24 protein-coding genes and 1 pseudogene are annotated in these 23,435 nt (G+C 71.3%); 17 read left to right on the top strand and 8 right to left on the bottom strand.

The genetic code is table 11. The features are described 5' to 3' along the window. Positions 1-245 precede the first annotated feature (245 nt). A pseudogene (locus KIK05_RS49330) lies at positions 246-644 on the top strand (MFS transporter); the annotation flags it as partial. A gap of 76 nt (positions 645-720) precedes the next feature. Then, positions 721-1,134, top strand: coding sequence for a hypothetical protein (locus tag KIK05_RS49335; RefSeq protein WP_308250425.1), 414 nt, complete (start codon positions 721-723; stop codon positions 1,132-1,134). A 52-nt stretch (positions 1,135-1,186) separates the two neighbouring features. On the opposite strand, the gene KIK05_RS45190 is transcribed toward KIK05_RS49335, so the two are convergent. The 3 genes from KIK05_RS45190 to KIK05_RS45200 form a co-directional block, all read right to left on the bottom strand. Beyond that, on the bottom strand, positions 1,187-1,585 hold the full coding sequence (locus KIK05_RS45190) for a cold-shock protein (RefSeq protein WP_214417133.1): 399 nt from the start codon (positions 1,583-1,585) through the stop codon (positions 1,187-1,189). Between the two features lie 62 nt (positions 1,586-1,647). After that, a complete protein-coding gene (locus KIK05_RS45195) occupies positions 1,648-2,280 on the bottom strand; it encodes an HAD family hydrolase (RefSeq protein WP_214417110.1) in 633 nt (210 codons plus the stop codon). A gap of 129 nt (positions 2,281-2,409) precedes the next feature. Further along, positions 2,410-3,108 carry a hypothetical protein gene (locus KIK05_RS45200; protein ID WP_214417111.1) on the bottom strand — a complete coding sequence of 233 codons (699 nt, stop codon included), beginning with the start codon at positions 3,106-3,108 and terminating at the stop codon, positions 2,410-2,412. Between the two features lie 857 nt (positions 3,109-3,965). Between KIK05_RS45200 and KIK05_RS45205 the strand changes: the two genes are divergently transcribed. The 4 genes from KIK05_RS45205 (at position 3,966) to KIK05_RS45220 (ending at position 10,566) form a co-directional block, all read left to right on the top strand. Further along, complete coding sequence (locus KIK05_RS45205; RefSeq protein WP_214417112.1) at positions 3,966-6,422, top strand: helicase-associated domain-containing protein; 2,457 nt, start codon at positions 3,966-3,968, stop codon at positions 6,420-6,422. Between the two features lie 116 nt (positions 6,423-6,538). After that, positions 6,539-8,050 (top strand): class I adenylate-forming enzyme family protein, encoded by a 1,512-nt coding sequence (locus KIK05_RS45210; RefSeq protein WP_214417113.1) that lies wholly within the window; start codon positions 6,539-6,541, stop codon positions 8,048-8,050. Between the two features lie 69 nt (positions 8,051-8,119). Then, on the top strand, positions 8,120-8,788 hold the full coding sequence (locus KIK05_RS45215) for a DUF4190 domain-containing protein (RefSeq protein WP_214417114.1): 669 nt from the start codon (positions 8,120-8,122) through the stop codon (positions 8,786-8,788). 131 nt (positions 8,789-8,919) lie between these two features. Continuing rightward, a complete protein-coding gene (locus KIK05_RS45220; RefSeq protein ID WP_214417115.1) occupies positions 8,920-10,566 on the top strand; it encodes a DNA repair helicase XPB in 1,647 nt (548 codons plus the stop codon). 229 nt (positions 10,567-10,795) lie between these two features. Here the strand turns inward: KIK05_RS45220 and KIK05_RS45225 are convergent, their stop codons facing one another. After that, positions 10,796-11,134 (bottom strand): hypothetical protein, encoded by a 339-nt coding sequence (locus KIK05_RS45225; protein ID WP_214417116.1) that lies wholly within the window; start codon positions 11,132-11,134, stop codon positions 10,796-10,798. Positions 11,135-11,304: 170 nt separating this feature from the next. On the opposite strand from KIK05_RS45225, the gene KIK05_RS45230 reads away from it, so the two are divergent. The 5 genes from KIK05_RS45230 (at position 11,305) to KIK05_RS45250 (ending at position 16,814) form a co-directional block, all read left to right on the top strand. Then, positions 11,305-13,377 (top strand): HelD family protein, encoded by a 2,073-nt coding sequence (locus KIK05_RS45230; RefSeq protein WP_214417117.1) that lies wholly within the window; start codon positions 11,305-11,307, stop codon positions 13,375-13,377. 97 nt (positions 13,378-13,474) lie between these two features. Further along, positions 13,475-13,882, top strand: coding sequence for a MurR/RpiR family transcriptional regulator (locus tag KIK05_RS45235; RefSeq protein ID WP_250564538.1), 408 nt, complete (start codon positions 13,475-13,477; stop codon positions 13,880-13,882). Then, positions 13,768-14,379 carry a type I glutamate--ammonia ligase gene (locus KIK05_RS45240; RefSeq protein ID WP_214417118.1) on the top strand — a complete coding sequence of 204 codons (612 nt, stop codon included), beginning with the start codon at positions 13,768-13,770 and terminating at the stop codon, positions 14,377-14,379. Before KIK05_RS45235 ends, KIK05_RS45240 begins: the two co-directional genes overlap by 115 nt. Continuing rightward, the gene (locus KIK05_RS45245; RefSeq protein ID WP_214417119.1) at positions 14,369-15,511 is read left to right on the top strand and encodes an amidohydrolase family protein; all 1,143 of its coding nucleotides are present in this window, start codon (positions 14,369-14,371) and stop codon (positions 15,509-15,511) included. Before KIK05_RS45240 ends, KIK05_RS45245 begins: the two co-directional genes overlap by 11 nt. Before the next feature lie 94 nt (positions 15,512-15,605). Beyond that, a complete protein-coding gene (locus tag KIK05_RS45250; protein WP_214417120.1) occupies positions 15,606-16,814 on the top strand; it encodes a M20 metallopeptidase family protein in 1,209 nt (402 codons plus the stop codon). On the opposite strand, the gene KIK05_RS45255 is transcribed toward KIK05_RS45250, so the two are convergent. Continuing rightward, positions 16,757-17,092: a MerR family transcriptional regulator gene (locus KIK05_RS45255; RefSeq protein WP_214417134.1), complete on the bottom strand. Its 336-nt coding sequence runs from the start codon at positions 17,090-17,092 to the stop codon at positions 16,757-16,759. The two genes, KIK05_RS45250 and KIK05_RS45255, sit on opposite strands and share 58 nt — an antisense overlap. 14 nt (positions 17,093-17,106) lie before the next feature. Between KIK05_RS45255 and KIK05_RS45260 the strand changes: the two genes are divergently transcribed. After that, complete coding sequence (locus tag KIK05_RS45260) at positions 17,107-17,409, top strand: hypothetical protein (RefSeq protein WP_214417121.1); 303 nt, start codon at positions 17,107-17,109, stop codon at positions 17,407-17,409. Then, complete coding sequence (locus tag KIK05_RS45265; RefSeq protein ID WP_214417122.1) at positions 17,397-17,756, top strand: imine reductase family protein; 360 nt, start codon at positions 17,397-17,399, stop codon at positions 17,754-17,756. Before KIK05_RS45260 ends, KIK05_RS45265 begins: the two co-directional genes overlap by 13 nt. 72 nt (positions 17,757-17,828) lie before the next feature. On the opposite strand, the gene KIK05_RS45270 is transcribed toward KIK05_RS45265, so the two are convergent. Further along, positions 17,829-18,467, bottom strand: a complete 639-nt coding sequence (locus KIK05_RS45270; RefSeq protein ID WP_214417123.1) for a TetR/AcrR family transcriptional regulator — start codon at positions 18,465-18,467, stop codon at positions 17,829-17,831. Positions 18,468-18,666: 199 nt separating this feature from the next. Between KIK05_RS45270 and KIK05_RS45275 the strand changes: the two genes are divergently transcribed. The 4 genes from KIK05_RS45275 (at position 18,667) to KIK05_RS45285 (ending at position 21,182) form a co-directional block, all read left to right on the top strand. Then, the gene (locus KIK05_RS45275) at positions 18,667-19,875 is read left to right on the top strand and encodes a hypothetical protein (RefSeq protein ID WP_214417124.1); all 1,209 of its coding nucleotides are present in this window, start codon (positions 18,667-18,669) and stop codon (positions 19,873-19,875) included. A 109-nt stretch (positions 19,876-19,984) separates the two neighbouring features. Next, on the top strand, positions 19,985-20,725 hold the full coding sequence (locus KIK05_RS45280; protein WP_214417125.1) for a VOC family protein: 741 nt from the start codon (positions 19,985-19,987) through the stop codon (positions 20,723-20,725). A 99-nt stretch (positions 20,726-20,824) separates the two neighbouring features. Next, complete coding sequence (locus KIK05_RS49660) at positions 20,825-20,998, top strand: SGNH/GDSL hydrolase family protein (RefSeq protein ID WP_372455668.1); 174 nt, start codon at positions 20,825-20,827, stop codon at positions 20,996-20,998. Continuing rightward, complete coding sequence (locus tag KIK05_RS45285) at positions 20,937-21,182, top strand: SGNH/GDSL hydrolase family protein (RefSeq protein WP_214417126.1); 246 nt, start codon at positions 20,937-20,939, stop codon at positions 21,180-21,182. The genes KIK05_RS49660 and KIK05_RS45285 overlap by 62 nt, the downstream gene beginning before the upstream one ends. A gap of 74 nt (positions 21,183-21,256) precedes the next feature. Here the strand turns inward: KIK05_RS45285 and KIK05_RS45290 are convergent, their stop codons facing one another. Together KIK05_RS45290 and KIK05_RS45295 are read right to left on the bottom strand one after the other, a co-directional pair. Beyond that, positions 21,257-22,750 (bottom strand): serine hydrolase domain-containing protein, encoded by a 1,494-nt coding sequence (locus KIK05_RS45290; RefSeq protein ID WP_214417127.1) that lies wholly within the window; start codon positions 22,748-22,750, stop codon positions 21,257-21,259. 255 nt (positions 22,751-23,005) lie between these two features. Continuing rightward, positions 23,006-23,350 (bottom strand): hypothetical protein, encoded by a 345-nt coding sequence (locus KIK05_RS45295; RefSeq protein ID WP_214417128.1) that lies wholly within the window; start codon positions 23,348-23,350, stop codon positions 23,006-23,008. Between the last annotated feature and the right edge of the window lie 85 nt (positions 23,351-23,435).

The following is a 23,435-nucleotide window of genomic DNA, read 5'->3' on the forward strand; positions in this document are numbered from 1 at the left end:
CGGCGGGCGCGAGCCGTACGGCGGCCAGAGGCGCGGCGCGGGCCGGACGGGGCCTGCGGCGCGTCAGCCGGCGGCTGACCCACGCGCAGGGGGCCGACCGCACGGGGCTCGGGCGGCTCATCGAGCTGACCGCCTCGCACAGCGCCGGGGACGCCCTCGTCACGGTCGGGCTGGCCGGCACGCTGCTGTTCGGGCTGCCGGTGGACCAGGCGCGCGGCCAGGTGGCGCTCTACCTTCTGATCACGATGGCGCCCTTCGCGGTGGTCGCCCCCTTCGTCGGCCCGGTCCTGGACCGGTTCCGGTCGGGCCGCCGGTACGTGATGGCGGGCACGCTGTTCGCGCGCGGGCTGCTCTGCTGGGCCATGGCGGCGGCGATCGGGCCGGCGGACGGGCTCACCCTGTTCCCGGCGGTGCTCGCGGTGCTCGTGCTGTCCAAGGCCTACAACGTGTGCCGGGCGGCCACCATGCCGAGTGTGCTGCCCGCCGACATCACGCTGGTCACGGCGAACGCCCGCGTCGCGCTCTTCTCGCTGGTCTCCGCGGCGGTGACCGCCCCCGTGGCGGCCGGTCTGACCGTCTGGCTGGGCGCCGAGTGGGTGCTGCGCGGCACCATGGTCGTCTTCCTGGCCGCCGGGGTGTCCGCGGTACGGCTGCCCCGGCACGTCGACGCCCCCGACGTCGAGATGGAGGAGCCGCCCCGGCCCGAAAGGGCCGGGGACGGTGGCGGCGACGGCGAGCGCGTTCTTCTTCTCCCTGTGGACGGCCGCCGGAGTGGCGCTGATCGCCGGGCTCGCGCAGGAGGTCGGCAAACTCGCCCTCGACGCGATCGTCCAGCGGGAGATCGGCGAAGAGGTCCGCTCCTCCACCTTCGGCGTCGTGGAGGCGTTGCTGCAGATCGCCTGGGTGGGGGGCGGTCTGGCCGGGCTGTTGCTGTCCCTGCTGCCGGGTCACCTGGCGGGGCCGGCCGGGCTCGGCGTGGTGTCGGCGGCGCTCGTGGCCGCGCTGGCGTGGCTGCTCCTCCGGCGCCGGCGCCGGTTGCGTTCGCTGCGGTCCCGGCCCCTACCGTCCGCCGCGGCGGACGGGGCGCGGGCGACGCCCGACGCCACCAAGCCCCTGACCAACCCGAACGGGTGATCACGCCTGAGCCCGGCCCCCTCGCGCTTCCGAGGGAGACCGGGCGGATGTGTCAGGCGTCGATGTCGTCGGCCACGGCGCGCAGGACCGTCGCGATCTTCTTGGCGTGCGCGGTGTCCGGATGCTTGCCGCGCTGGTAGGAGTTGGATACGTCGTCGAGCAGCTTGATCAGGTCTTCGACGATGACGACCATCTCATCGGGCTTCTTGCGCTTGGCCTTCGGCTTGACGGTCTTGGCGAGCGTCGGCGGCTGCTCCAGCACGCGGACCGAGAGCGCCTGCTGGCCACGGCGGCCCTCGGCCACACCGAACTCGACCTTCTGACCTGGCTTGAGCCCTTCCGAGCCTTTGGGAAGCGCTGAGGAATGCACGAATACCTCACCGCCGTCGTCGCGGGTGAGGAAACCGAAGCCCTTGTCAGCGTCGTACCACTTGACCTTGCCAGTAGGCACAGGGGTGACCTCGTTCAGACTGTCATGAATGGAATGGATGTAGGTTATGCCCCGCCGGAGCGTCACATGACCGTCGAAACGGCCCCGATTTCCGGGAGACGCCAGTCGTCGTACCACTCGGCGAACCGCGTCAGATCCGGCAGCACGACATCGGCGCCGTACTCGCGCAGAGCCTCTGCGGTGTAGGGCCCCGTGGCGACCGTGACGCTGAGCGCCCGCCCCGCTCGGGCGGCCTCGATATCGGCGACGTGGTCCCCGACGTACACGGCGGCCCCGAAGGCCGCGATGGCCACACCCTTGGCGGCGCCGAACACCGAACCCGCCACCTCGTCGACGTCGAGGCCGAGGGTTTCGACGGTCCGCCGTGCGTCGTGATCGTTCTTCCCCGTCACGACGATCACCCGCCCGCCGTGGCGGCGCACCTCCGCGACCGCCTCGACCGCGCCCGGCATGTGCTTCGTGAGCGGGAGCGCGATCTCGGCGTAGAGAGAACGGTAGAGATCCGCGGCGGCCGGAATCTCCTCCGGCGGCAACCAGTAGGACAGTTCCTGCTCCAATGGCGGACCGAGCCGGCTCACCACGACAGAGGTATCGATCGCCACACCGAGTCGCAGCGAGAGCTCGCCGAAAACAGCGGCGATTCCCGCCCGGGTGTCCGCGAGCGTCAGATCAAGATCAAATCCTACCGAATACACCCTTGAAGGATGCCAAAGAGCAGACCTGTCCGCGTACTTGCGGCGGCCATGAGAACCTCGGAGTGAAGAAAGGGCTCACTTATCGCGAGCGGTTCGTGGCGTCCTGGGTCCGTCTGTCGCTGGGCCTGCTCAGCGCAGCATCCCCAGCGGCTGCCGCCGAGGTGGCGGAGGTGGCGGGTTGAACAGGCGGTAGGCCAGCCAGGCCACGCCTCCTGCCGCGCCGAGCATGAACATCATGCCGCTGACGTCCCAGAACGAGTTGATGAACGCCGTCAGCCCGTTGCCCTGCGCCTCCGGAGTCTTGATGGCGCCGAGCACGACGCCGCCCACCACGTAGGAGACGATGGGCGCCATCGACCCGGCCAGGCGGTCCTTGAAGATCCAGCCCTCGCAGGCCAGCACGGTCAACGTCCCCACGGCCCACACCAGCACCGGCACCGTGAAGATCGCGAGGTACGGCAGAGGGATCGGGATGAGCAGTGCCGAGATGACGAGCAGCGCCATGCCCACGACCTCGCGCCGATCGTTGCGCAGGATCGTCCTCAGGTCACGCCCGTCGGCGGCCCTTAGGTTCGCCCCGCTCATCGCCGCCCGGCCGAGGCGGGACGGCGGCGGGAGCACGCGCCGGGGAGGGGTCGGCGACACCCTTCGCGCCGCCGGAGGAGCAGGACGGGGTAAGGGCGGGACGCCGGTCGTTTCCGTGATGGGAGGTTGTACGGCGGTCGGAGGGTCGTCGTCGGAGCGCACCGCCGGGATGATCTCGGTCGCCGAGTCGCCGAACTCGTCGTCGCCCGCCCCGGCCTGCTCGACCCCGTTCACATTCGACACCGATGGCCCTCCCGATTCACCAGAAGCACCGGACACGGAAACGCCCCCGCCCGAAGCGGAACCTTCGGACGAGGGCGGCGGAGACGACGTACCGGACGGCGACGACGCGGACGTGCCGTTCGGGGCAGCGGGTTCCGGCGACGCACCGGGAGAGGACGGCCCCGAGGCGCCGTTCGGGGCAGCGGGCCCCCGCGACGCACCGGAGAGGGACGGCCCCGAGGCGCCGTTCGAGGCAGGAGGTCCGGATACCGGCGGCGTGCCGGAAGGGCCGGAGGCCGGCGAGGAACCGGGCGCGGCGGACGGAGCGGATGGCGGAGGCGTGGAGGTCACCCCCCGGGACGGCGCCTTGGCCGGGCCGCTCACCGGGCCCCTGGCCGCCGGAGCCGCGCCCGGCCGCCGCGCCGGCGCCCGTGACGGGCCTGGACGAGATTCGCGGGTGTCCTGGTGTTCCACGGCCGCGAGCCGTTGCAGCTCGCGCTGGAGCAACGCCCTCGGATCACCGAACCTCGCGATCACCTTGCGGGCCGTGCCGACGTCCTGCCTGCCGCCGCGCTCCTGCTCGATGCGGGCGCGTAACCGCCGTACGAAATCACGGCGCTGCTCAGGACGGAGAACGCCGTGAGCGGCGTCAGCGACCCTGCTGACGTATTCGAGGACGAGCTGGTCGGCGCGCTCGATCACCCTCGCCATACTGCCCCAGGCCACGAAGCCACGCACCGTTTCGCAGAAATGACTATCCCGCCGGCGACAACACGGCGGAGAAAGAGGGTGATCTCCCGGCTGCGTGGGGAGGGGTCAGGGCTCCTACGATGGAGGAGGCGTGCGGTTCCAGGTGACAGGGGGTTCGGTGGCGGGCGATGAACACCGAGTTCACTGAGTGGCTGCGCGGTCTGCCCGACGAGCGGCTGCGTGCCCTGGTGGCGGCACGTCCCGAGCTCATCACCCCGGTCCCGGCGCATCTCGAAGGTCTCGTGATCAGGGCGACCAGCCCTTCGGCCACCGGCAGGGCGCTCGACAGGCTCGATCGGTTCGCCCTCGCCGTGGTCGAGACCCTGCTCGTCATGACGGACGACGACGAGGGGCTGCCGTACGGCGATCTGCGCGAGGCGATGGCGAGGTCGGTGCCCGCGGACGACGTCGCCCGCCTCGACGACCCGCTGCGCGAGGCGGTCGACCTGCTCCAGGCCATGGCACTCGTCTACGGCGACGACCGCTCCCTGCGTCTCGCCCCGGGCGTCCGCGACGTGTCGGAGTCGCCGGCCGGGCTCGGGCCGCCCGCCGCCGAGGCCTTCCGGCACCATCCGCCGGAACGGCTCGAGGAGCTCATCCAGGCGATCCACCACGGCGGCCCCGGGCGGGGAGAGGCCGTGGCCGAGCGTCTGGCGGGCCTGCTGGCCGAGGGGGGCATCGTCGAACGGCTGCTGGCCGACGTCGGCCCGCAGGCGAAGGCCGCTCTCGACCAGCTGGCCTGGGGGCCGCCGACGGGCCGCCTGCCGAACGCCCGGCGCGAGGTCAGCGTGGCCACGGCCCAGTCGCCGATCGAGCAGCTTCTCGCCCGCGGCCTGCTGGCCGCGAGCGGTGAGGACAGCGTCGTGCTGCCCCGGGAGGTCGCGCTCGTCCTGCGGGACGGGCGGGTGCACCGCGACCTGCACCCCGGGGCGCCGCCGCTTTCGGGCACCCGGCGCGACCAGGATCTGGCCGACCGTACGGCGGCGGGCCAGGCGTTCGCCTTCGTCCGCACGGTGGAGGAGCTGTGCGAGCGGTGGGGCGTCGACCCTCCCGGCACGCTGCGCACGGGCGGGGTCGCGGTCCGCGACCTGAAGAAGACGGCGCAGCTTCTCGATCTACCCGAATGGGCGGCCGCGCTGGTCATCGAGGTGGCGCACGCCGCCGGCCTGATCGCCGCCAGCGCGCCGGTCGACGGCGAGTGGCTGCCGACGACGGGCTACGACATCTGGCGGGTGAAGGCCACCGAGGACCGCTGGGAGGTGCTGGCGGCGGCGTGGGTGGCCAGCGACCGCGTCCCCGGCCTGGTCGGGGAGCGTGACGACCGCGACCGCCTGCTGAACGTCCTGCATCCCGAGCTGCGCAGGCCGACCGCGTCCGAGGTGCGGCTGCGTACGCTCCGGGTGCTCGCCTCGGCGGGCCCGGGCCTCGCTCCGTCGGCCGAGTCGGTGCGCGAACGGCTGGCGTTCGACCAGCCCCGCCGCCGGGGCGGCTACCGCGACCAGCTGGTCGATTTCACGCTGCGCGAGGCCGAGCAGCTGGGCGTCACCGGGCTCGGCGCCATGTCCGTCTTCTCCCGCGGACTGCTCCCGTCCCTTCCCGACACGCCTCGGCCACAGCAGGCCACGCGGGCGCGCGGCGGCCGGGCCCGCTCCGCGCAGCCGGCCCCGCCGCGCACGCCTGCCGAGCTGCTGGCGCCGCTGCTGCCCGAGCCGGTCGACCACGTGCTGCTCCAGGCCGACCTCACAGCCGTCGCCCCCGGGCCGCTGACCAGCGAGCTCGGGCGCTGGCTGGCGCTGGCCGCCGATGTCGAGTCCAAGGGCGGCGCGACGGTCTACCGGTTCGGTGAGAGCTCGATCCGCCGGGCGCTCGACGCGGGTTTCAGCTCCGACGAGCTGGTGGCCATGCTGGAGAAGCACTCGGCGACCTCCGTCCCGCAGCCGCTGCGCTACCTGGTGACCGACGTCGCGCGGCGGCACGGCCGTATCCGGGTGGGGACGGCGAGCGCGTACATCCGCTGCGACGACCCGGCGGTGCTCGACGAGGTGATGGCCGACAAGCGGGCCATGCCGCTGCGCCTGCGGCGGCTCGCGCCCACCGTCGTGGCCTCCCGCAGTTCGCGGCCGGTGGTGGTCGACTCGCTGCGGGCGCTCGGCTACTCCCCCGTGGCCGAGACGTCGGACGGCGACGTGCTGGTGACCCGGGCCGACGCCAAGCGCACCGAGAGGCCGCCGTCGGCCCGCGCGGCGCTCGACCCGTCCGGCCCCGACGCCGACCTCGTCGCGGCGGCCGTGCGCGCCGTCCGCGCCGGCGACGAGGCCCATCAGGCCCGCAGGCAGCCCGTGGCGACCCCCGACGGGCAGGTGCCGCGCACGCCGTCCACGGGCACGGTGCTGGCGCTGCAGGAGGCCATCCGGCAGGGGACGCGGGTGTGGATCGGCTACCTCGACTCCCAGGGCCACGCCACCAGCCGCATCCTGGAGCCGGCCCGCATGGAGGGCGGTTACCTGACGGCGTACGACGAGACGCGGGCGGCCGTCCACCGCTTCGCCCTCCATCGCATCACCGGCGTCGCGGACGTCAACTGACCTCCACGTGAGCCCCTGACCTGCCCGGCGTTTATGTCGAGGGTTGACGGCCAGCACACACCGGATCAACTTGGGCCTGAGGGTGTGCGTTCACCCGGCGCGGGAGGGCGGTCGTGATGGGCTCGAAGCGGACGCTCGGCCGGTTGGCGGAGGAGTCGTGGAGCAGGCTCGGCGACGCCGAGGCGGTGTACTACGAGGGCGCCTGGTACCACGGCGGTGATCTCGCCGTACGGGCGAGGCGCGCCGCCGGCGGGCTGCGGGGGCTCGGCGTCCGGCCGGACGACCGGGTCGTGGTGATCATGGTGAACAGCCCGGAGGTCCGGATCGTCTACCAGGCGGTGTGGCTCGCGGGAGCCGTCGTGACGCCCGTGATGTCGCTCGTCGCACCTGACGAGCTGCGGCACATCGTCGCCGACTCCGAGCCGCGCGCGGTGATCGCCTCGGCCGAGCTGCTGCGCGCCGTGCTGGAGGCCACGGAAGGCACGGACGTGCGGGTCGTCGTGGTCGGCGACGCACCCTCTCCAGGGCCCGTCGTCGGTTTCGCCGAGCTCGAGCAGGCGGAGGAGTCCGGGCCGGTGGACCGCGACGAGGACGACCTGGCGGCGCTGATGTACACGGGCGGGACGACCGGGCGGGCCAAGGGGGTCATGCTGCGGCACTCCGGCCTGTGGCAGGTCTCCAGGGCCGCCCACGAGCTGACCTACGAGCCGGGGGTGAACCGGGCGATCATGCCCGTGCCGCTCTCCCACTCCTACGGCCTGATCATCGCGATCACCCGCATGCACGCCTCCGAGCCGCAGCGGACGGTGCTCATGCGGTCGTTCACCCCGAAGGCGTTCCTGCAGCTCGCCACCGAGCACCGCACCCAGTACGGCGCCGTGGTGCCCACCATGCTGCGGGAGCTGCTGGCCGAGCCGCTGGAGACGACGCCGCTGCCCGACCTGCTCTACCTCACCTGCGGCGGGGCCCCGCTCGGCCGCGAGGTGATCGTGGAGTTCGAACGGCGGATGGCCGGGGTGCGCGTCCTGGAGGGGTACGGGCTGACGGAGACCAGCGCGGTGACGACGTTCAACCCGCCGGGCCGCAGGAAGATCGGCAGTGCCGGCCTGCCGCTGCCCGGTTACACGATCACCATCAGGGACGCCGACGGCGACCCGGTCGAAGAGACCGGCGACATCGGCGAGATCTGCGTACGCGGCGGGTCGATCATGACGGGGTACTGGCGGTCGCCGGCGGAGGCGCTGGTGGACGGCGAGCTGCGCACCGGCGACATCGGCTACCTGGACGACGACGGCTACCTCTACGTGGCCGACCGCAAGAAGGACCTCATCATCAGGGGCGGCTTCAACGTCTTCCCGCGTGACGTGGAGGACGCGCTGAACAAGCACCCGGACGTGGCGGCCTCCGGCGTGGTGGGCCGTCCGGACGCCAGGCTCGGCGAGGAGGTCGTGGCCTTCGTCCAGCTACGTCCGGGCAGCATGATCAGCGAGGAGAGCATGGTCGCGTGGGCCAGGGAGCGGCTCGGCCGGGTGAGGTACCCGCGCGAGATCCGGTTCGTGGAAACCATCCCGATGACCAGCGCGTTGAAACTCAACAGAAAAGCCCTCAGATCCCGACTGGTCGGCTAAGCACCACGAAGGCCCCACTTCTCGTGGTAAGTGTTGATCTGCTTTGCAGGCCACAGAAGCGAGACGACAGTGAGCAGCGGCACCCCCGAGTCCGGTTCTCCCCAGGACTGGCAGAGCCCGTACACCTCCCAGGGCGGGCACGACCCCCACGGCGGCGGCTACGGCGCGCCCGGGCACTCCACGTCGTACGACCCTCAGTACGGCCCGCCCGGCTACCCGCCGCAGGACCGGCCGCCGTACACGGCGCCGGGTCAGGCGCCCTACGACCCGCAGTACGGCACGCAGGGCCAGTACGACCAGTACGGAGCGCCCGCGCAGGGCCAGTACGACCAGTACGGCCGGCCGTACGCCTCCCAGCCGTCGTACGAGCAGCCCTACGGCGCCCCCGGCCAGCCGCCCTACGGCCAGCCGGGGTACGGGGCACAGCCGGGGTACGGCCAGCCGCCGGGGTACGGGCCCTACCAGCCGAACCCGTACGGCTACCCGGCTCCACCGGTGGACGACGGGCCGCGCACCCACGCGATCATCGCGCTGGTGATCAGCATCGTCATGTCGCTGAGCTGCTACGTCACGCTGGGCGGCATCGCGGGCGTGATCCTGTCCGCCATCGCGCTCAGTAAGGCGCAGACCGAGCCGCAGCGGGCGAAGAAGCTGCTCCCGTGGGTGTGGATCAGCATCGGCATCAACGTCGTCCTGATCGTACTGTTCGTCGTCGTGATGATCATCACCCACCTGTGAGGCCGGCGCGGCCGCAGGACACGACAGTCAAGCCGCGGGAAAGCGGGACTGAACCGGCCCGGCTTCTTGTTGGATAAGCGGACGGGCCCGCCGGCACGGTGGCCGTAAGCGAATCCGGGAGAGAAGAAATCGTGTCTGATGGCCCGCTGATCGTCCAGTCGGACAAGACGCTGCTGCTCGAGGTCGACCACGAGAGAGCCGACGACTGCCGCAAGGCGATCGCGCCCTTCGCCGAGCTGGAGCGGGCCCCCGAGCATGTCCACACCTATCGGGTGACGCCGCTCGCGCTGTGGAACGCCCGCGCCGCCGGGCACGACGCCGAGCAGGTCGTCGACGCGCTGATCAGCTTCAGCCGCTACCCGGTGCCGCACGCCCTGCTCGTCGACATCGCCGAGACGATGTCGAGGTACGGCCGGCTGCGGCTGGAGAAGAGCGAGCACCACGGGCTCACCCTGACCAGCACCGACAAGGCCGTGCTCGAAGAGGTGCTGCGCGCGAAGAAGATCCAGCCGATGCTCGGCCAGCGCATCGGCGACGACACCGTCGCCGTGCACCCGAGCGAGCGGGGCAACATCAAGCAGGCGCTGCTGAAGCTCGGCTGGCCCGCCGAGGACCTCGCCGGGTACGTCGACGGCGAGCACCATCCGATCACCCTCGACGAGGGCGGCTGGACGCTGCGCCCCTACCAGCGCGAGGCCGCCGACGCGTTCTGGCACGGCGGGTCGGGTGTCGTCGTCCTGCCCTGCGGCGCCGGCAAGACGATCGTCGGCGCGGCGGCCATGGCCCACGCCCAGGCGACGACGCTGATCCTGGTCACCAACACGGTCTCCGCCCACCAGTGGAAGCAGGAGCTGATCAAGCGCACCTCGCTCACCGAGGACGAGATCGGCGAGTACACCGGCACCAAGAAGGAGATCCGCCCGGTCACCATCGCCACCTACCAGGTGATGACGACCCGCCGGCAGGGGGTCTACCGCCATCTGGAGCTGTTCGACGCCCGCGACTGGGGCCTGGTGGTGTACGACGAGGTCCACCTGCTGCCCGCGCCGATCTTCCGCATGACCGCCGACCTGCAGGCGCGGCGGCGTATCGGTCTCACCGCGACGCTGGTCCGCGAGGACGGGCGCGAGGGCGACGTGTTCTCGCTCATCGGGCCCAAGCGGTACGACGCGCCGTGGAAGGAGATGGAGAACCAGGGCTGGATCGCGCCGGCCGACTGCGTCGAGGTGCGGGTCACCCTGACCGACGACGAGCGGCTGGCGTACGCCATGGCCGAGTCCGAGGAGCGCTACCGCTTCTGCGCGACCACCCCGTCGAAGACGAGGGTCACCGAGACGCTGGTGCGGCGGCACGCGGACGAGCAGGTGCTGGTCATCGGGCAGTACATCGACCAGCTCGACGAGCTCGCCGAGCACCTGGGCGCGCCGGTCATCAAGGGCGAGACGCGGGTGAAGGAGCGGGAGCGGCTGTTCCAGGCCTTCCGCGACAAGGAGATCAAGGTGCTGGTGGTCTCCAAGGTGGCGAACTTCTCGATCGACCTGCCGGAGGCGTCGGTGGCGATCCAGGTGTCGGGGACCTTCGGTTCGCGCCAGGAGGAGGCGCAGCGTCTCGGCCGGGTGCTGCGGCCGAAGGCGGACGGCGGCGGCGCGAGGTTCTACTCCGTGGTGAGCAGGGACACCGTCGACCAGGACTTCGCGGCGCACCGGCAGCGTTTTCTGGCCGAGCAGGGCTACGCCTACCAAATCATCGATGCGGACGACGTGCTCGCCAGCGAATAACTTCGCTGAGCGGCACGCCGTCGTCCCCCAAACCCGTCCCGGCAATACCTTGACCTGGGACGGGTATTCAGGTCCAGGAAATACCGTCGGCCCTGTACAACCGCATCACCCCCTCGCCCATTGGCCCCCACAGCGCCAACTGCGACATACCCTATGATCTAACTAAATCACAAGGTTTGTCCCGGTTTTTCGGGATTTTGGTATGTGTTAACGCAACGTGTCGGCCAGATCACCGACCGACCAACCCGCCGACGTAAAGCACGCCCAGCGCGATTAGCCATGATGCGGTCGCACCACCTATGAGCAGCAGGGATTTTTCCGGATATCTCCGTATTAGGGGTGGCAAGAGGGCGGCGGCCGTGCAGCAGGCGGCGAGGATCGCGAACAGGCCGGAGAGCGTGGACACCACGCCGAGACGATCCATGCACCTATCCGGCGACTCTCCGCTCCCGCAGAATGCCTCGAACCCCCAACCGGCGAAGACCGAGAACGTCCACAGGCAGCCGAGCAGCATATTGGCCACGGCGGGAATTACCGGAGAGACCGTCACCGGGTCGCGCCTCGTCATCTTCACGGCCTACCCAGCGCCCAAGAGGCGGCAAACGCCCGACATGTAATACATCGTGCCTCGATCCAGGTGCTCGCATCCGTCCGGCGGCCGCTGACCCGTCGCAAGCATATAAGCTTGTGGGTTCGCTGCCTTTGTCAACCACCTCCGACCACAAGGAGTCCTTCGGCATGCCCGGACATCAATTGGCCCCTGACATATCCGACGAACCCCCTGCCTCCTCCAACGAAGACCCCCTCCCGGACGGCGAGGCCGACCCCGCCGACGTCCTGCGTGCCGAGCGCGCGCACCTCGCGGCCTCCCGGGCGGCCCTGCGGGCGATGCGCGAGCACGCCCAGTCGCTGTCCGCCGACGCCGCCGGCGACTGGGTCTCGCAGCAGGTCCTCCAGGCCCTGCTCGACCAGCGCGTCGCCGCGCTCGCCGACCACCCCGACACCCCGCTGTTCTTCGGCCGCCTCGACCGTGGTGACGGCGACGACCTCCCCGTCACCATCCACGTCGGCCGCCGCCACGTCCACGACGACAACAGCCGCCCCCTGGTGATCGACTGGCGCGCCCCCGTGTCACGGGCGTTCTACCAGGCCCGTCCCGCCGACCCGATGGGCGTCCGGCGGCGGCGCCGGTTCGGCTTCCAGGGCGGCGAACTGACCGCGTACGAAGACGAGCCGCTGGAGGAGGGCGCCACCCTCCAAGAGTCGCGGATCCTCACCGAGGAGATCGAACGGCCTCGCACCGGCCCCATGCGCGACATCGTCGCCACCATCCAGCCCGACCAGGACGAGATCGTCCGCGCCGACCTCGGCCAGACCGTGTGCGTCCAGGGGGCGCCCGGCACCGGGAAGACGGCCGTCGGCCTGCACCGCGCCGCGTACCTGCTGTTCACGCACCGCGAGAAGCTGTCGAGGTCCGGCGTCATGATCGTCGGGCCCAACCGGGCGTTCCTCTCCTACATCTCCTCGGTCCTGCCCGCCCTCGGCGAGGTGAAGGTCGACCAGACCACCGTCGCGGGCCTGCTCGGCGACCACGCCGCCCCCGAGGACCCGTCGGTCGCCGCGATCAAGGGCGACGCCAGGATGGCGCAGGTGCTCCACCGGGCGCTGTGGCGGCACATCAGCAAGCCCGAAGAAGGAGTGCTGTACACCCGGGGCGTGCACCGCTTCCGGGTCCCCGACCACGAGGTCCGCGAGATCGTCGCCTCCCTGCGGGGCACCACCCGGTACGGCCCGGGGCGCGCCGCCCTCGCCCAGCGTCTGGCGCACGCCGTCCTCGTCCGCATGGAACAGCGCGGCGACTCCCCCGACGACCGGGTGCAGGACGCCGTCGCCCGCTCCAAGCCGGTCAAGCAGCTCATCGACCAGGTGTGGCCCCGGGTGACGCCGCAGCAGGTGCTGTTCCGGCTGCTGTCGGATGCCGAGTTCCTCGCATCGGCCGCCAAGGGCGACCTCGCGCCCGAGGAGCAGAAGGCCCTGCTCTGGGCCAAGCCTCCGCGCTCGTGGAAGTCGGCCAAGTGGTCGGCCGCCGACGCGGCCCTGCTCGACGAGCTGGCCGACCTCATCGAACGCACCCCCACGCTGGGGCACGTGGTCGTCGACGAGGCGCAGGACCTGTCCGCCATGCAGCTGCGCGCCCTCGGAAGACGCTGCCGCACGGGGTCGGCCACCGTGCTCGGCGACCTCGCCCAGGGGACGACGCCGTGGTCCGCCCGGTCGTGGGAAGAGGTCCTCAGCCATCTGGGCTTCGGCCAGGGGGCGGTGACCGAGCTGACCCTGGGCTTCCGCGTGCCCCGAGAGGTGCTGGACTTCGCCGCCCGCCTGCTCCCCTCGGTGGCCCCGACCCTGGCCGCCCCCCGATCGCTGCGCCCCGGCGCCGGTTCACTGTCGGTACGGCCGGTCGCCGGTCTGGCCGAGGCGGTGACGGTGGCCGTCCGGGAGGCGATGGAGCGCGAGGGCTCCATCGGCGTGATCGCCGCGGACGCCGCCCTGCCGGCCCTGTCCGAGGCTCTGACGGCGGCCGGAGTGCCTCACGACGTGCTCGGCCCCGACTCCTCCCCCGAGCAGCGGATCTCGCTGATCCCCGCGACGCTGGCCAAGGGCCTCGAGTACGACCACGTCGTCGTCGCCGAGCCGGCCGACATCGTCACCGCGGAGGAACGCGGCCTGGCCAGGCTGTACGTCGTCCTCACCCGGGCCGTCACCACCCTGACCGTCCTGCACACCCTCCCGCTTCCCGCCCAACTGAACTGACGACGGCCACCGCTGCCCACCTCCGCGCTCGTCGAGGTGGGCAGCCCGGCGAAGCTGTACCTTGCAGCTGAAACGGAACGTGAGGAGAGCCGCGTACATGACTGCCGTGACCGGGGCGGGGGCGAGTTCGAGTGTGGCTGAGCGGATCCGCAGCCGCATGGGGCAGCTCTCGGCGGGCGAGCGCAAGGTGGCGCGTGCGCTCCTGGCGCACTACCCGTCGGCGGGGCTCGGCTCGACGCACGAGCTCGCCCAGCGGGCGGGGGTGAGCGCGCTGACGGTGGTGAGGTTCGTCGCGCATCTGGACTTCGACGGCTACAAGCAGTTCCAGCAGGCGCTGCGGGACGAGGTCCAGGAGCGCAGGGCGTCACCGCTGATGGCGTCGGCAACGGCGTGCACGTCCACCTCTCCCTGCGCGACGCCGAGACCGGCGAGCCCGTGCTGTTCGACGCCGGACGGCCGGGGCGGCTGTCGGAGCTCGGCGGACGCTTCGCCGCCGGCATCCTGACCCACGCCCGCGCGATCACGGCGATCACCGCCCCCAGCCCCGTGTCGTTCCTGCGGCTCACCCCGCACCGGTGGAGCGCCGGAGGGGTCTTCCTCGCCGAGCGCAACCGCGAGGCCCTGCTGCGCATCTGCCCGACAGGCGCGAACGAGGACGCGGCGCGGCAGTTCAACCTGGAGTTCCGTGCCGCCGACGCCACCGCCAACCCGTGGCTGGTGATCGGCGCGCTCGTCCGGGCCGGTCTGCGGGGCCTCACCGCGGGGTACGCCGTCCCCGAGGTGTGGCCGGAGGAGTGCACCGAGGCGGAGCTGTCCGGCGTCCCGTCCCTGCCGGGATCGCTGGAGGAGGCGCTCGACGAGCTGGACAAGGACGACGTCGTGCGCGGCTGGTTCGACGGCGACCTGCTGCGCACGCACGTCGACGTCAAGCGGACCGAGCTCGCGCTGGTCGAAGGCCTTGAGCGGGAAGAGATGTGCCGGAGGATCGCCGATGTCTACTGACCTCGAAGCCGGGATCGACGCGATCGCCCTGGTCGACCACCACGTCCACGGCGCGCTGCGCGACCGGGTGGAGCGGCGCGCGTTCGAGGAGCTGATCACCGAGTCCGACCGGCCGATCCCGCCGTGGATGACGCAGATGGACTCCCAGATCGGTTTCGCCGTCCGGAGGCACTGCGCGCCGCTGCTGGGCCTCGCGCCGTCGGCGAGCGCGGACGACTACTGGGCCGCGCGCTCGGCCGTCCCGCCCGTCGAGCTGGCCCGCACGTTCCTGCGCGCGAGCGGGACCGCGCACTGGCTGGTGGAGACGGGCTACAAGGGCGACCAGATCCTCGGCCTCGCCGAGATGGCGTCCGCCTCCGGCGCCCGGGTGGACGAGGTCGTGCGGTTGGAAGCGGTGCTGGAGGAGGTCGCGGCGACCGCCGGCTCGGCGGAGGGCCTGCGGGACGGCTTCCGCCGCGTCCTGGAGGAACGGACACGCGACGCGGTCGGGCTGAAGAGCATCGTGGCCTACCGTCACGGCTTCGACTTCGACCCGGCCCCGCCGTCCGACGCCGAAGTGCGCCGGGCCGCGGGCGACTGGCTGCGGGAGATCGGCCAGGGCGCGCCCGCTCGCGTCGCCGACCCGGTGCTGCTGCGGATGCTGCTCTGGGCGGGGGTCGAGACCGGCCTGCCGCTGCAGCTCCACACCGGATACGGCGACCCCGACGTGGAACTGCACCGCTGCGACCCGCTGCTGCTGACCCGCTGGCTCAAGGCGGTCGAGCACACCGGTTCCGACATCCTTCTGCTGCACTGCTACCCCTACCAGCGCAACGCCGGGTATCTGGCCCAGGTGTTCCCGCACGTGTACTTCGACGTCGGGCTGGCGATCAACTACACCGGGGCGCGCTCGGACGCGATCGTGGCCGAGAGCCTGGAGCTCGCGCCCTTCGCGAAGATCCTTTACTCCTCGGACGCCTGGGGGCCGCCGGAGCTGCACTACCTCGGCGCGGTGCTGTGGCGCCGTGGCATGACCCGGGCGCTGTCGGCGTGGGTGGACGAGGGCGAATGGACCCCGTCGGACGCCCTGCGCGTGGCGGAGATGATCGGCCGCACGAACGCGGCCCGCGTGTACGGGCTGGAGCCGGCATGAACGTCCGCCCGATCCACGGGCAGGGGGCCCGCGTGACCGGCCGGCCTTCGCCGCGGGCGGCGCTTGCCCGCCCGCCCCGCCGACGGAGGCACGCATGACCGAGCACGCCGAGCTGTGGGCGGCGCTCGCGGAGGAGCTGCCCGCGGCGCTCGCGTTACGGCGTCTGCTGCACACCTCGCCGGACCTGTCCGGCGACGAGTCCGCCACACGGGACGCCGTCCTCTCGGCGCTGCCCGCCGGGCTGCCGCTGACCAAGGTCGCCGAGACGGGCGCGGTCGTCCGCGTCGGCGGGCCGGGGCCGGCCGTCGGGGTGCGCGGGGAGCTCGACGCGCTCGCCGTGACCGAGGCGACCGGCGTCGAGTGGAGTTCCCGCGCCCCCGGCGTCATGCACGCCTGCGGGCACGACGCGCACCTGGCGGCGCTGGTCGCGACCGCCCGCGCCGTTCACCGGATGGGCGGGCCGAGGGCGTTGCTGCTGGTCCTGCAGCCGCGGGAGGAGACCTATCCGTCGGGAGCGCAGGACATCGTCGAGAGCGGCGTGCTGGAGGCCGAACGGTGCGAGGCGATGATCGGCGCACACGTGCAGCCGGTGCTCGCGCCCGGCGTCGTCGCCTGCGTACCGGGCGGGGTGAACGCCTCGGCGGACGAATTCGAGATCACCGTGCACGGCGAATCGGGGCACGCCGCCTATCCACACCTCACCCGCGACCCCGTCCTCGCCCTGTCGCACACCGTGGTGGCGTTGCAGAGCGTCGTCAGCCGGTCGATCGACCCCATGGCGCCGGCCGTGGTGGGCGTCTCCTCGCTGCGCGCCGGGGAGGCCGCCAACGTCGTCCCCGGCGTCGCGACGGCGCGCGGCACCATACGGGCGCTCTCGACGGCGACCCGGGAGCTGCTGCACCAGAGGGTCACCGAGGTGGCGGAGTCGGTGGCGCGGGCCCACGGGTGCGAGGCGCGGGTGACGCTGGTGAAGGGCGAACCGGTGCTCGAGAACGACCCGCGCCTGGTGGCCCGCGTGTCCGGCCTGCTGCGGGCCCACGGTCTGGAGGTCTCCGAGACCCTGCGGTCGGTGCGCGGACGACTTCTCCTTCTTCGCCGAGCGGATGCCGTCGGTCATGCTGTTCGTGAGGACCCAGACCGACTTCTCCCTGCACAGCGACCGGTTCCTCCCCAGCGACGACGACGTGGCCCGCCTCGCCCGCGCCATGCTCTCCGGCTACCTCGGCGCCTGCGCCGCCCTGTGAATCAACACCGGCGCAGCCCGGCCGACGTCGACACCCGCCGTTCGGTGGCGTCGATGTAGTCGTGCAGGGCCTGGCGGGAGCGGACGAGCGTGCCGATGTGTTCGTCCAGCCCGTGCAGGCGGGTCCGCAGGGTGTCCAGGAGCTCGGGGCAGGGCTCCAGGTCGGGGGCGGCGCCGGTGGCGCAGGGCAGCAGGTAGGCGATCTGCTGGGTCGACAGTCCGGCTTCGAGCAGCTTCCTGATCTGCGCCACGGTCAGGACGGCGTCGTCACCGTACTCGCGGTAACCGTTGGCGCCGCGGCCGGGCTCGAGCAGGCCCTGGGCCTCGTAGTAACGCAGCTGACCACGAGGCCGTGCACGAGCTCCTCGATCCGCTGAACGACGAGCTCGACGGCCGGGTCCTGGTCAACCTGACCTCCGGCACCTCCCAAGGGGCCCGTGAGACCGCCGAGTGGGTGGCGCGGCGGGGCGGGGCCTACCTCGACGGCGCGATCCTGGCCACCCCTCAGGCCGTCGGAGCCGACGCCGTCATCCTCCACAGCGGGCCGAGGCGGCCTTCGACCTGCACGAGCCGGCTCTGCGGAGCCTCGGCGCGGGCACGACGTACCTCGGTGAGGACCACGGCCTGTCGTCACTGTACGACGTGGCCGTCCTGAGCCTGATGTGGAACATCCTCAACGACTTCCTTCAGGGTGCCGCCCTGCTCGGCGCGGCGGGCGTGGACGCCACGGTCTTCGCCCCGATCGCGGGCAAGGGGATCGAAACCGTGAACGGCTGGGTGTCCGCCTACGCGCGGCAGATCGACGACGGGACGTACCCGGCCTTCGACTCGACCATCGACACCCATCTGGCCGCGATGGAGCACGTCATCCACGAGAGCGAGTCCCTCGGTGTCAACGCCGAACTGCCGAGGTTCGTCAAGGCGCTGGCCGACCGGGCGGCGGCCGACGGGCACGGCGGCAGCGGCTACGCGGCACTGATCGAGCAGTTCCGCAAGCCGTGAGGGGCCGGCCGTGATGGCGGTGATCGCGGCGATGAGGATCACGAGCGAACGGACATCCGGGGCTGGACGAGCTCAGCGGACGCCGTAGTCGCCGATGCCCTTCTCCAGCAGGTCGAAGGCGAGCTCGGCCTGGGCGCGGACGTCGGAGGCGATCTGCTCGAACGTCTCGCCCGCCATCTTGCGTCGCATGCCGATGGCCGCCAAGGTCCGGGTCACGGCGCTGATCTGGGCCGCGACCAGCGCGGGCCTGATGTCGTCGTCGTCCGCGTCGGTCTCGTCGGCCAGGGTCTCGGCGAAACGGGCCTCGCGACGCTCGGCCAGCTCGCGCATCCGGGCGGTCAGAGCGGGACTCTCGTTGATCGTCCTGATGAAGACCTCCATGCCCTCCTGCAGCCCGCTGCGCCAGTGACGCTGCTCGATGGCGTCCAGGAAGTCGCGGCGCAGCGCCGCGATCACCGACTCGCCGGGCCGCCGTTCGCGGACGATGCGGCTCGGCTCGTCCTCGTACCATTCCTGACGGTCGAGGAACAGGTCTTCCTTCGTCTTGAAGTAGTTGAAGACGGTGTTGACCGAGACGTCGGCCACCCGGGCGACCTCCGCCACGGTGACGTTGTCGAAGCCCCGTGTCATGAACAGGCCCATGGCGATGTCGGAGATCCGCTGCCGGGTCTCCCGCTTCTTGCGTTCACGCAGGCCGAGCTGTTCTGACATGGCACGATCCTAGATGGCGGAAACGGGACAGGACCGTGACCCGCCACCGCGCCGCATCGACCGGACGCATCTGGACGTTTCCCTCAAGATCGGGAAGACTGCCCTCCAAGTTCCAGCCGGTGTCTCCATCGGTGCCGCGAAGACGTGGGACCGGCTGGGGATGCGCGCCGAGGCGGAGACGGGAGCGAGGTCGAGATCGATGGCGGGACACGGCGGATACGACGTCCAGGTGGCAGCCCTTGCCGACCTGGCCTACGGCGTCAAAGAGATCGCCTACCTCTTCGACCACATCAGCTCCGGCATCGCCGACTACACCGACATCCCGTCCGGCGCCTGGCCGAAATTCGGGCAACAGGCCCATCACGCCTACGACGCGGGGCGCCAGAGCATGAGCGAGGCCGTGGGCGGCACGACCACCGTCAACGGCGTCGGCGGGGTCGCCCATGACATCGTCGAACGACTGATCACCGTGATCGGCAACTACGGCGCGGCGGACAAGGTGGCCGGCATCGCCGCGTACGACGTCGCCAAGGCACTCTACGACTCTCCCGCCCTGCGGCTGATCAAGGACATCGAGCAGGCGAAGCCTGTCGGCCACCACGAAGGATGGCAGTACTACGCGACGGACGCGGCCGCCGTGAACACCTTGGTGAACCTGCCGCGCACCTTTCGATCGCTGAGACAGTCGTGGACCTCCGCCAAGCCCGTGGTCGACACCATGCGGAAGATGGGGGTCATCTCCACCCCCCAGGACTACATGCGCAACTCACCCGCGCTCTGGGCCCTGCGATCGTCGCGTGGCCTCCTCGCCCGGACCTTGGTCGGATTCGGCGCCGACCTGGCGATCGCGAGCTTCGACATCGGACTGGTGGTGCCGAACGAGCGCGACCCGCAGCCGTTCGTGGCGGAACAGCAGAGATGGCACAACATCGCAGAGGCGACGGGATCCGGCGGCGGGATCACCGAGGCGATCGACGACGCGCTCAACCGGTACATGGCCGACTGGATCGGCGACTCCTCCGACGCTTTCGTCAAGTACGTCCATTCGGCCTTCGTCCCGGCGATCTCCCGCTTCTCGGCCCTGAGCCGGGACATGAGCACTCTGTGCGGTGACGTCGCCAAGGCGTTGGACGAATACCTCTCCAACCAGACCCACGTCCATATCAGCACGGCCGTCGCCCTGCTGGCGCTGAACTGGACCTCGCTGACCCGGGTGCTCCTGTCCGGAGGGGTGGCGGCCAGCTTCTGCGGGTTCCAGGTGGAGAAGTGGCATTCGATGAAGGACTTTTTCGACCGTATCGCCGACGCCGCCGGGAAGGTGACGGAGGACGCACGGTCGCTGCAGACGGCGTGCAGGGCCATGATCTCTCAGGAGCAGAAGGTGATCAACGCGCCACTGAAGGTCTGAGGGGCCCTGCCGAGGGTCAACGAGCTGGTTTCCTCCTCCCCGCCGACCCGCCTTCGGCGGGCGCATGCGGGCGCGGTTCCCTCATCCATCCGGACCTATGATCGGCGGCATGGCGCTGCGGCTTGTTCAGGTGAACTTCAAGGCTCGAAATGATGCAGCCCTCGGCCGGTTCTGGGCGGAGGCGCTCGGCTGGCGTGCTTCCAGCGGGGAGGTCGGTGCGACCAGCGTTCAACCCGTGGACTTCACCTGGCAGGACCCCGCCGAGGTCGGCATCGATGTCATCGCCGTCCCGGACCCCGAAACGGTGAAGTACCGCGCGCACCTCGAACTGGCCACCACCTCCGCGGCCCATCAGGCGGAGATGGTCGCGCGCCTGAAGGAGCTCGGCGCGACGCCCGCCGACGCAGACCTGGGTGGCCTCCCGGGGACGGTTCTGGCCGATCCGGAGGGCAACGTGTTCCGCGTGCTGGAGCCCCAGGAGGTCTACCTGGACACCGGGCCGATCGCCGTGGTGGTGGTCGACTGCGCCGACCCTAGGGCCATGGCCGGGTTCTGGGACCAGGTGATGAGCTGGACCCTGCACGAGGCGACCGACGATCACGCACGGCTGCGCTCCGCCGAAGGCGTCGGCCCGTATCTGGAGTTCCGCCGCACGACGCCCGGCGTGAAGACCGTGTGGACCCGCGTCCATCTCGACCTGGTGCCGTACCCCATTGAAGACAAGGAAGCGGAGGTGGTTCGTCTGCGCACCCTCGGCGCCACCGACGTCGACCTCGGCCAGGGCGACGTGCCGTGGACGGTTCTGGCCGATCCGGAGGGCAACGAGTTCTGCGTCCTCGGCCGGGGCTGACACAGCACCCGGGCCTTCGCCGGGGAGACCAGCCACTCGTGGTACTACCTGGCCGGCGTGGACGTCGCCGGAGGGCCCGGCAGGGCCAGAGGCGCGGTGGTGGCCTTCGGCGATTCGATCACCGACGGAGCCGGCTCGACACCTGGCGCCGACAACCGTTACCCCGACGAGCTCGCCGAGCGGCTGGCGGCGGCCGGCAGGCCGAGGGGGCGTGCTCAACGCCGGGATCAACGGCAACATGCTGCTCACCGACCACCCTTGCTTCGCCGGTGACAAGGGCGTGGGCCGTTTCGCCCGCGACGTGCTGGACCAGCCCGGGGTGCGCACGGTGATCACTCTCATCGGCGTCAACGACATCGGCCTCGGCGATCTGAACCTGGGTGCGTCACCCCTCCCGTGGTCACACCTGAGCAGCTCATCGAGGGGTACCGGGCGCTCATCCGTTCCGGCCGCGTAGCCCTCTGACCCACTGACATGCGGAAGGCCCTGCGGGTGAACATTCGCCCGCAGGGCCTCCCGCGCTGCCAGGCTTCAGCGGTTCGCGCGGAGCCGGAGGAGGTGGAAGCCGCGGGTCGCGATCACGGCCAGGCCCGCGAGGGCCATCGCGGCGAACCAGACGTAGAGGGCGAGCCAGGCGTAGGTGACCTGGTCCAGCGTGCCCTTGCGGCCGTTCATCAGGAAGCCGAGCAGGTCGGGGAGCATGACGAAGGCCGCGACGAGGACGGCCTGCGGCAGCAGCCGCAGCACCGCCCGCCACAGCGGCCGGCCGGCCCTGCGCACGGCCCACTTCCTCGAACGCAGGACGCCGAGCACGCCGAGCGCCAGGGCGAGCAGGGTGAGGACGGCCAGCACCGGGTCGGCCGTCGTCGTGAACGGTGTGGTCGCCTCCGGGGTCCGGCCCTCGGCCAGCTCCACCAGCCCCTCGGCGAGGTGGTTGCTGTCGTCACCGGAGATCATGGCGGTGTTGGCGACGACGGCGATGCCGTAGCCGCTGTCCGGGAGCAGGACCTGCATGGAGTTGTGGGTCAGCAGCTCGCCGGTGTGCTGGATCCGGACGGGCTCGTTCTCGGGTTTGTAGGTCGACCAGCCCATGGCGTAGTTGCCCCCCTTGGGAGGGGTCCGCATGGTCTCGATGCTCCGGCTGGAGATGATCTGCCGGTCGGCGGCGGTCCGCCCGCCGTTGTTCTGCATGACCAGCCAGCGGGCCAGGTCGGCGGCGGTGGTGACGACCCCATGGCTGCCGTTGGTGAACCAGCGGGGCTGGGAGCGCGGGATCACCTGGCCGTAGGCGCGGATGTACCCCTTGGCCTGGTCCGGCATGTCCTGCGTGGTGTCGACCGTGGTGGTGCTCTCCATGCCGAGCGGCGTGAACACCTTCTCGGCCATGTACCGGGCGAAGGGCGTCCCGGAGACGACCTCGACCAGGCGGGCGGCGACGAAGAAGTTGGGGTTGTGGTACCTCATGGTCGTGCCGGGCTCGTAGGCGAGCTTCGCGTCCCGCATCCTCGCCACGGCGCCGGCGAGCGTGTCCGGCTGGGACAGTGTCAGGTCGGGGAAGGCCGAGTCGGCCATCCCGGAGGTCTGGTTCAGCAACTCCCGCACGGTGATCCTGGCGGCCCGGGGGTCGGCCATCGTGAACTCGGGGAGGTACCGCCGGACCGGGGTGTCCAGGTCCACCTTGCCGGCCTCGACCAGTTGCATGACGGCGAGCGCGGTGAACGACTTCGACAGCGAGGCCACGGGCACCCGCGTCCGCGCCGTCATGGGCCTGCCCTCGGCGTCGTGCCCGTAGCCGTTGGCGCTCACGACCTGGTCGCCCTTGGTGACGGCGACGACGGCACCGGGAAGATCGGTCCGCCGGAGGTAGTCGTTCACGTAGCGGTCGACGGCGGCGGCGTCCACGGTCGCGCCACGATGAGCGCCGGCTACTGCGGGAGCGGGGAGGAGCGTCAGGAGGAGCATGCCGGCCAGTCCGAGCCCGGCGGCCAGCTTCTTCACCGCGCCCCTGCGGTTGCACTGTTGCATGGTCATCGACGGTAGGAGCGGGAGGTACCCGGCCACATCCGACGATGGGCCGCCCCCGCCCCTGACTTTCGTCACCCCACCTCGTCCCACAGCGGGCCGCAGGACCGTGCCGGCCGCTGCTCGTGGCCCGGGCCACGACGGCACCGTCTGGGGGGCCGAAACGGTGTTCTGGACCCGTGCCGACGGCAAGCGGCAGATGCCCCCTTGGCCGGCGTGCCCCAGGCTCGCCGGCTCCAGGGCCTTCCGCGCGGCTGATCAGTTGGTGCAGGTGACGTTGACCCAGGCTCCGCTCCAGGCGGCGGAGGTGTTCTGGACGGTGGCGGTCAGCATGTCCCGGCTCCACCGGTCGGAGTCGGTGTCGACGCTGTACCCGAGGACCGTCGCGCCGGGCTTGGTGGTGAAGGAGACACTGCCGGGGATCATGGTCGGGGCGTACGAGGGGCACATGACGCGAAGCTGCGTGGTGGCACCGGGGGCGATCGAGACGTAGTTGCCGGCCCCGTAGGTGGTCGCGGCCGAAGCCGTGCCGGCCGTGGTCAGCAGCCCTCCGGCGAGGGCGGTGATCGCGGCCAGGGCACGGACGGTGGTACGCATGTTCATCAGGCTCTCCTCAAGCAAGGTTCCGGACGTTCCGAATTCGACGGCGACCGTTTCCGGCCGGCGAGTATCGGCCGTTTTCCAGCCG

This window comes from Sphaerisporangium fuscum (assembly GCF_018531465.1).
Taxonomy (GTDB): Bacteria; Actinomycetota; Actinomycetes; order Streptosporangiales; family Streptosporangiaceae; genus Sphaerisporangium; species Sphaerisporangium fuscum.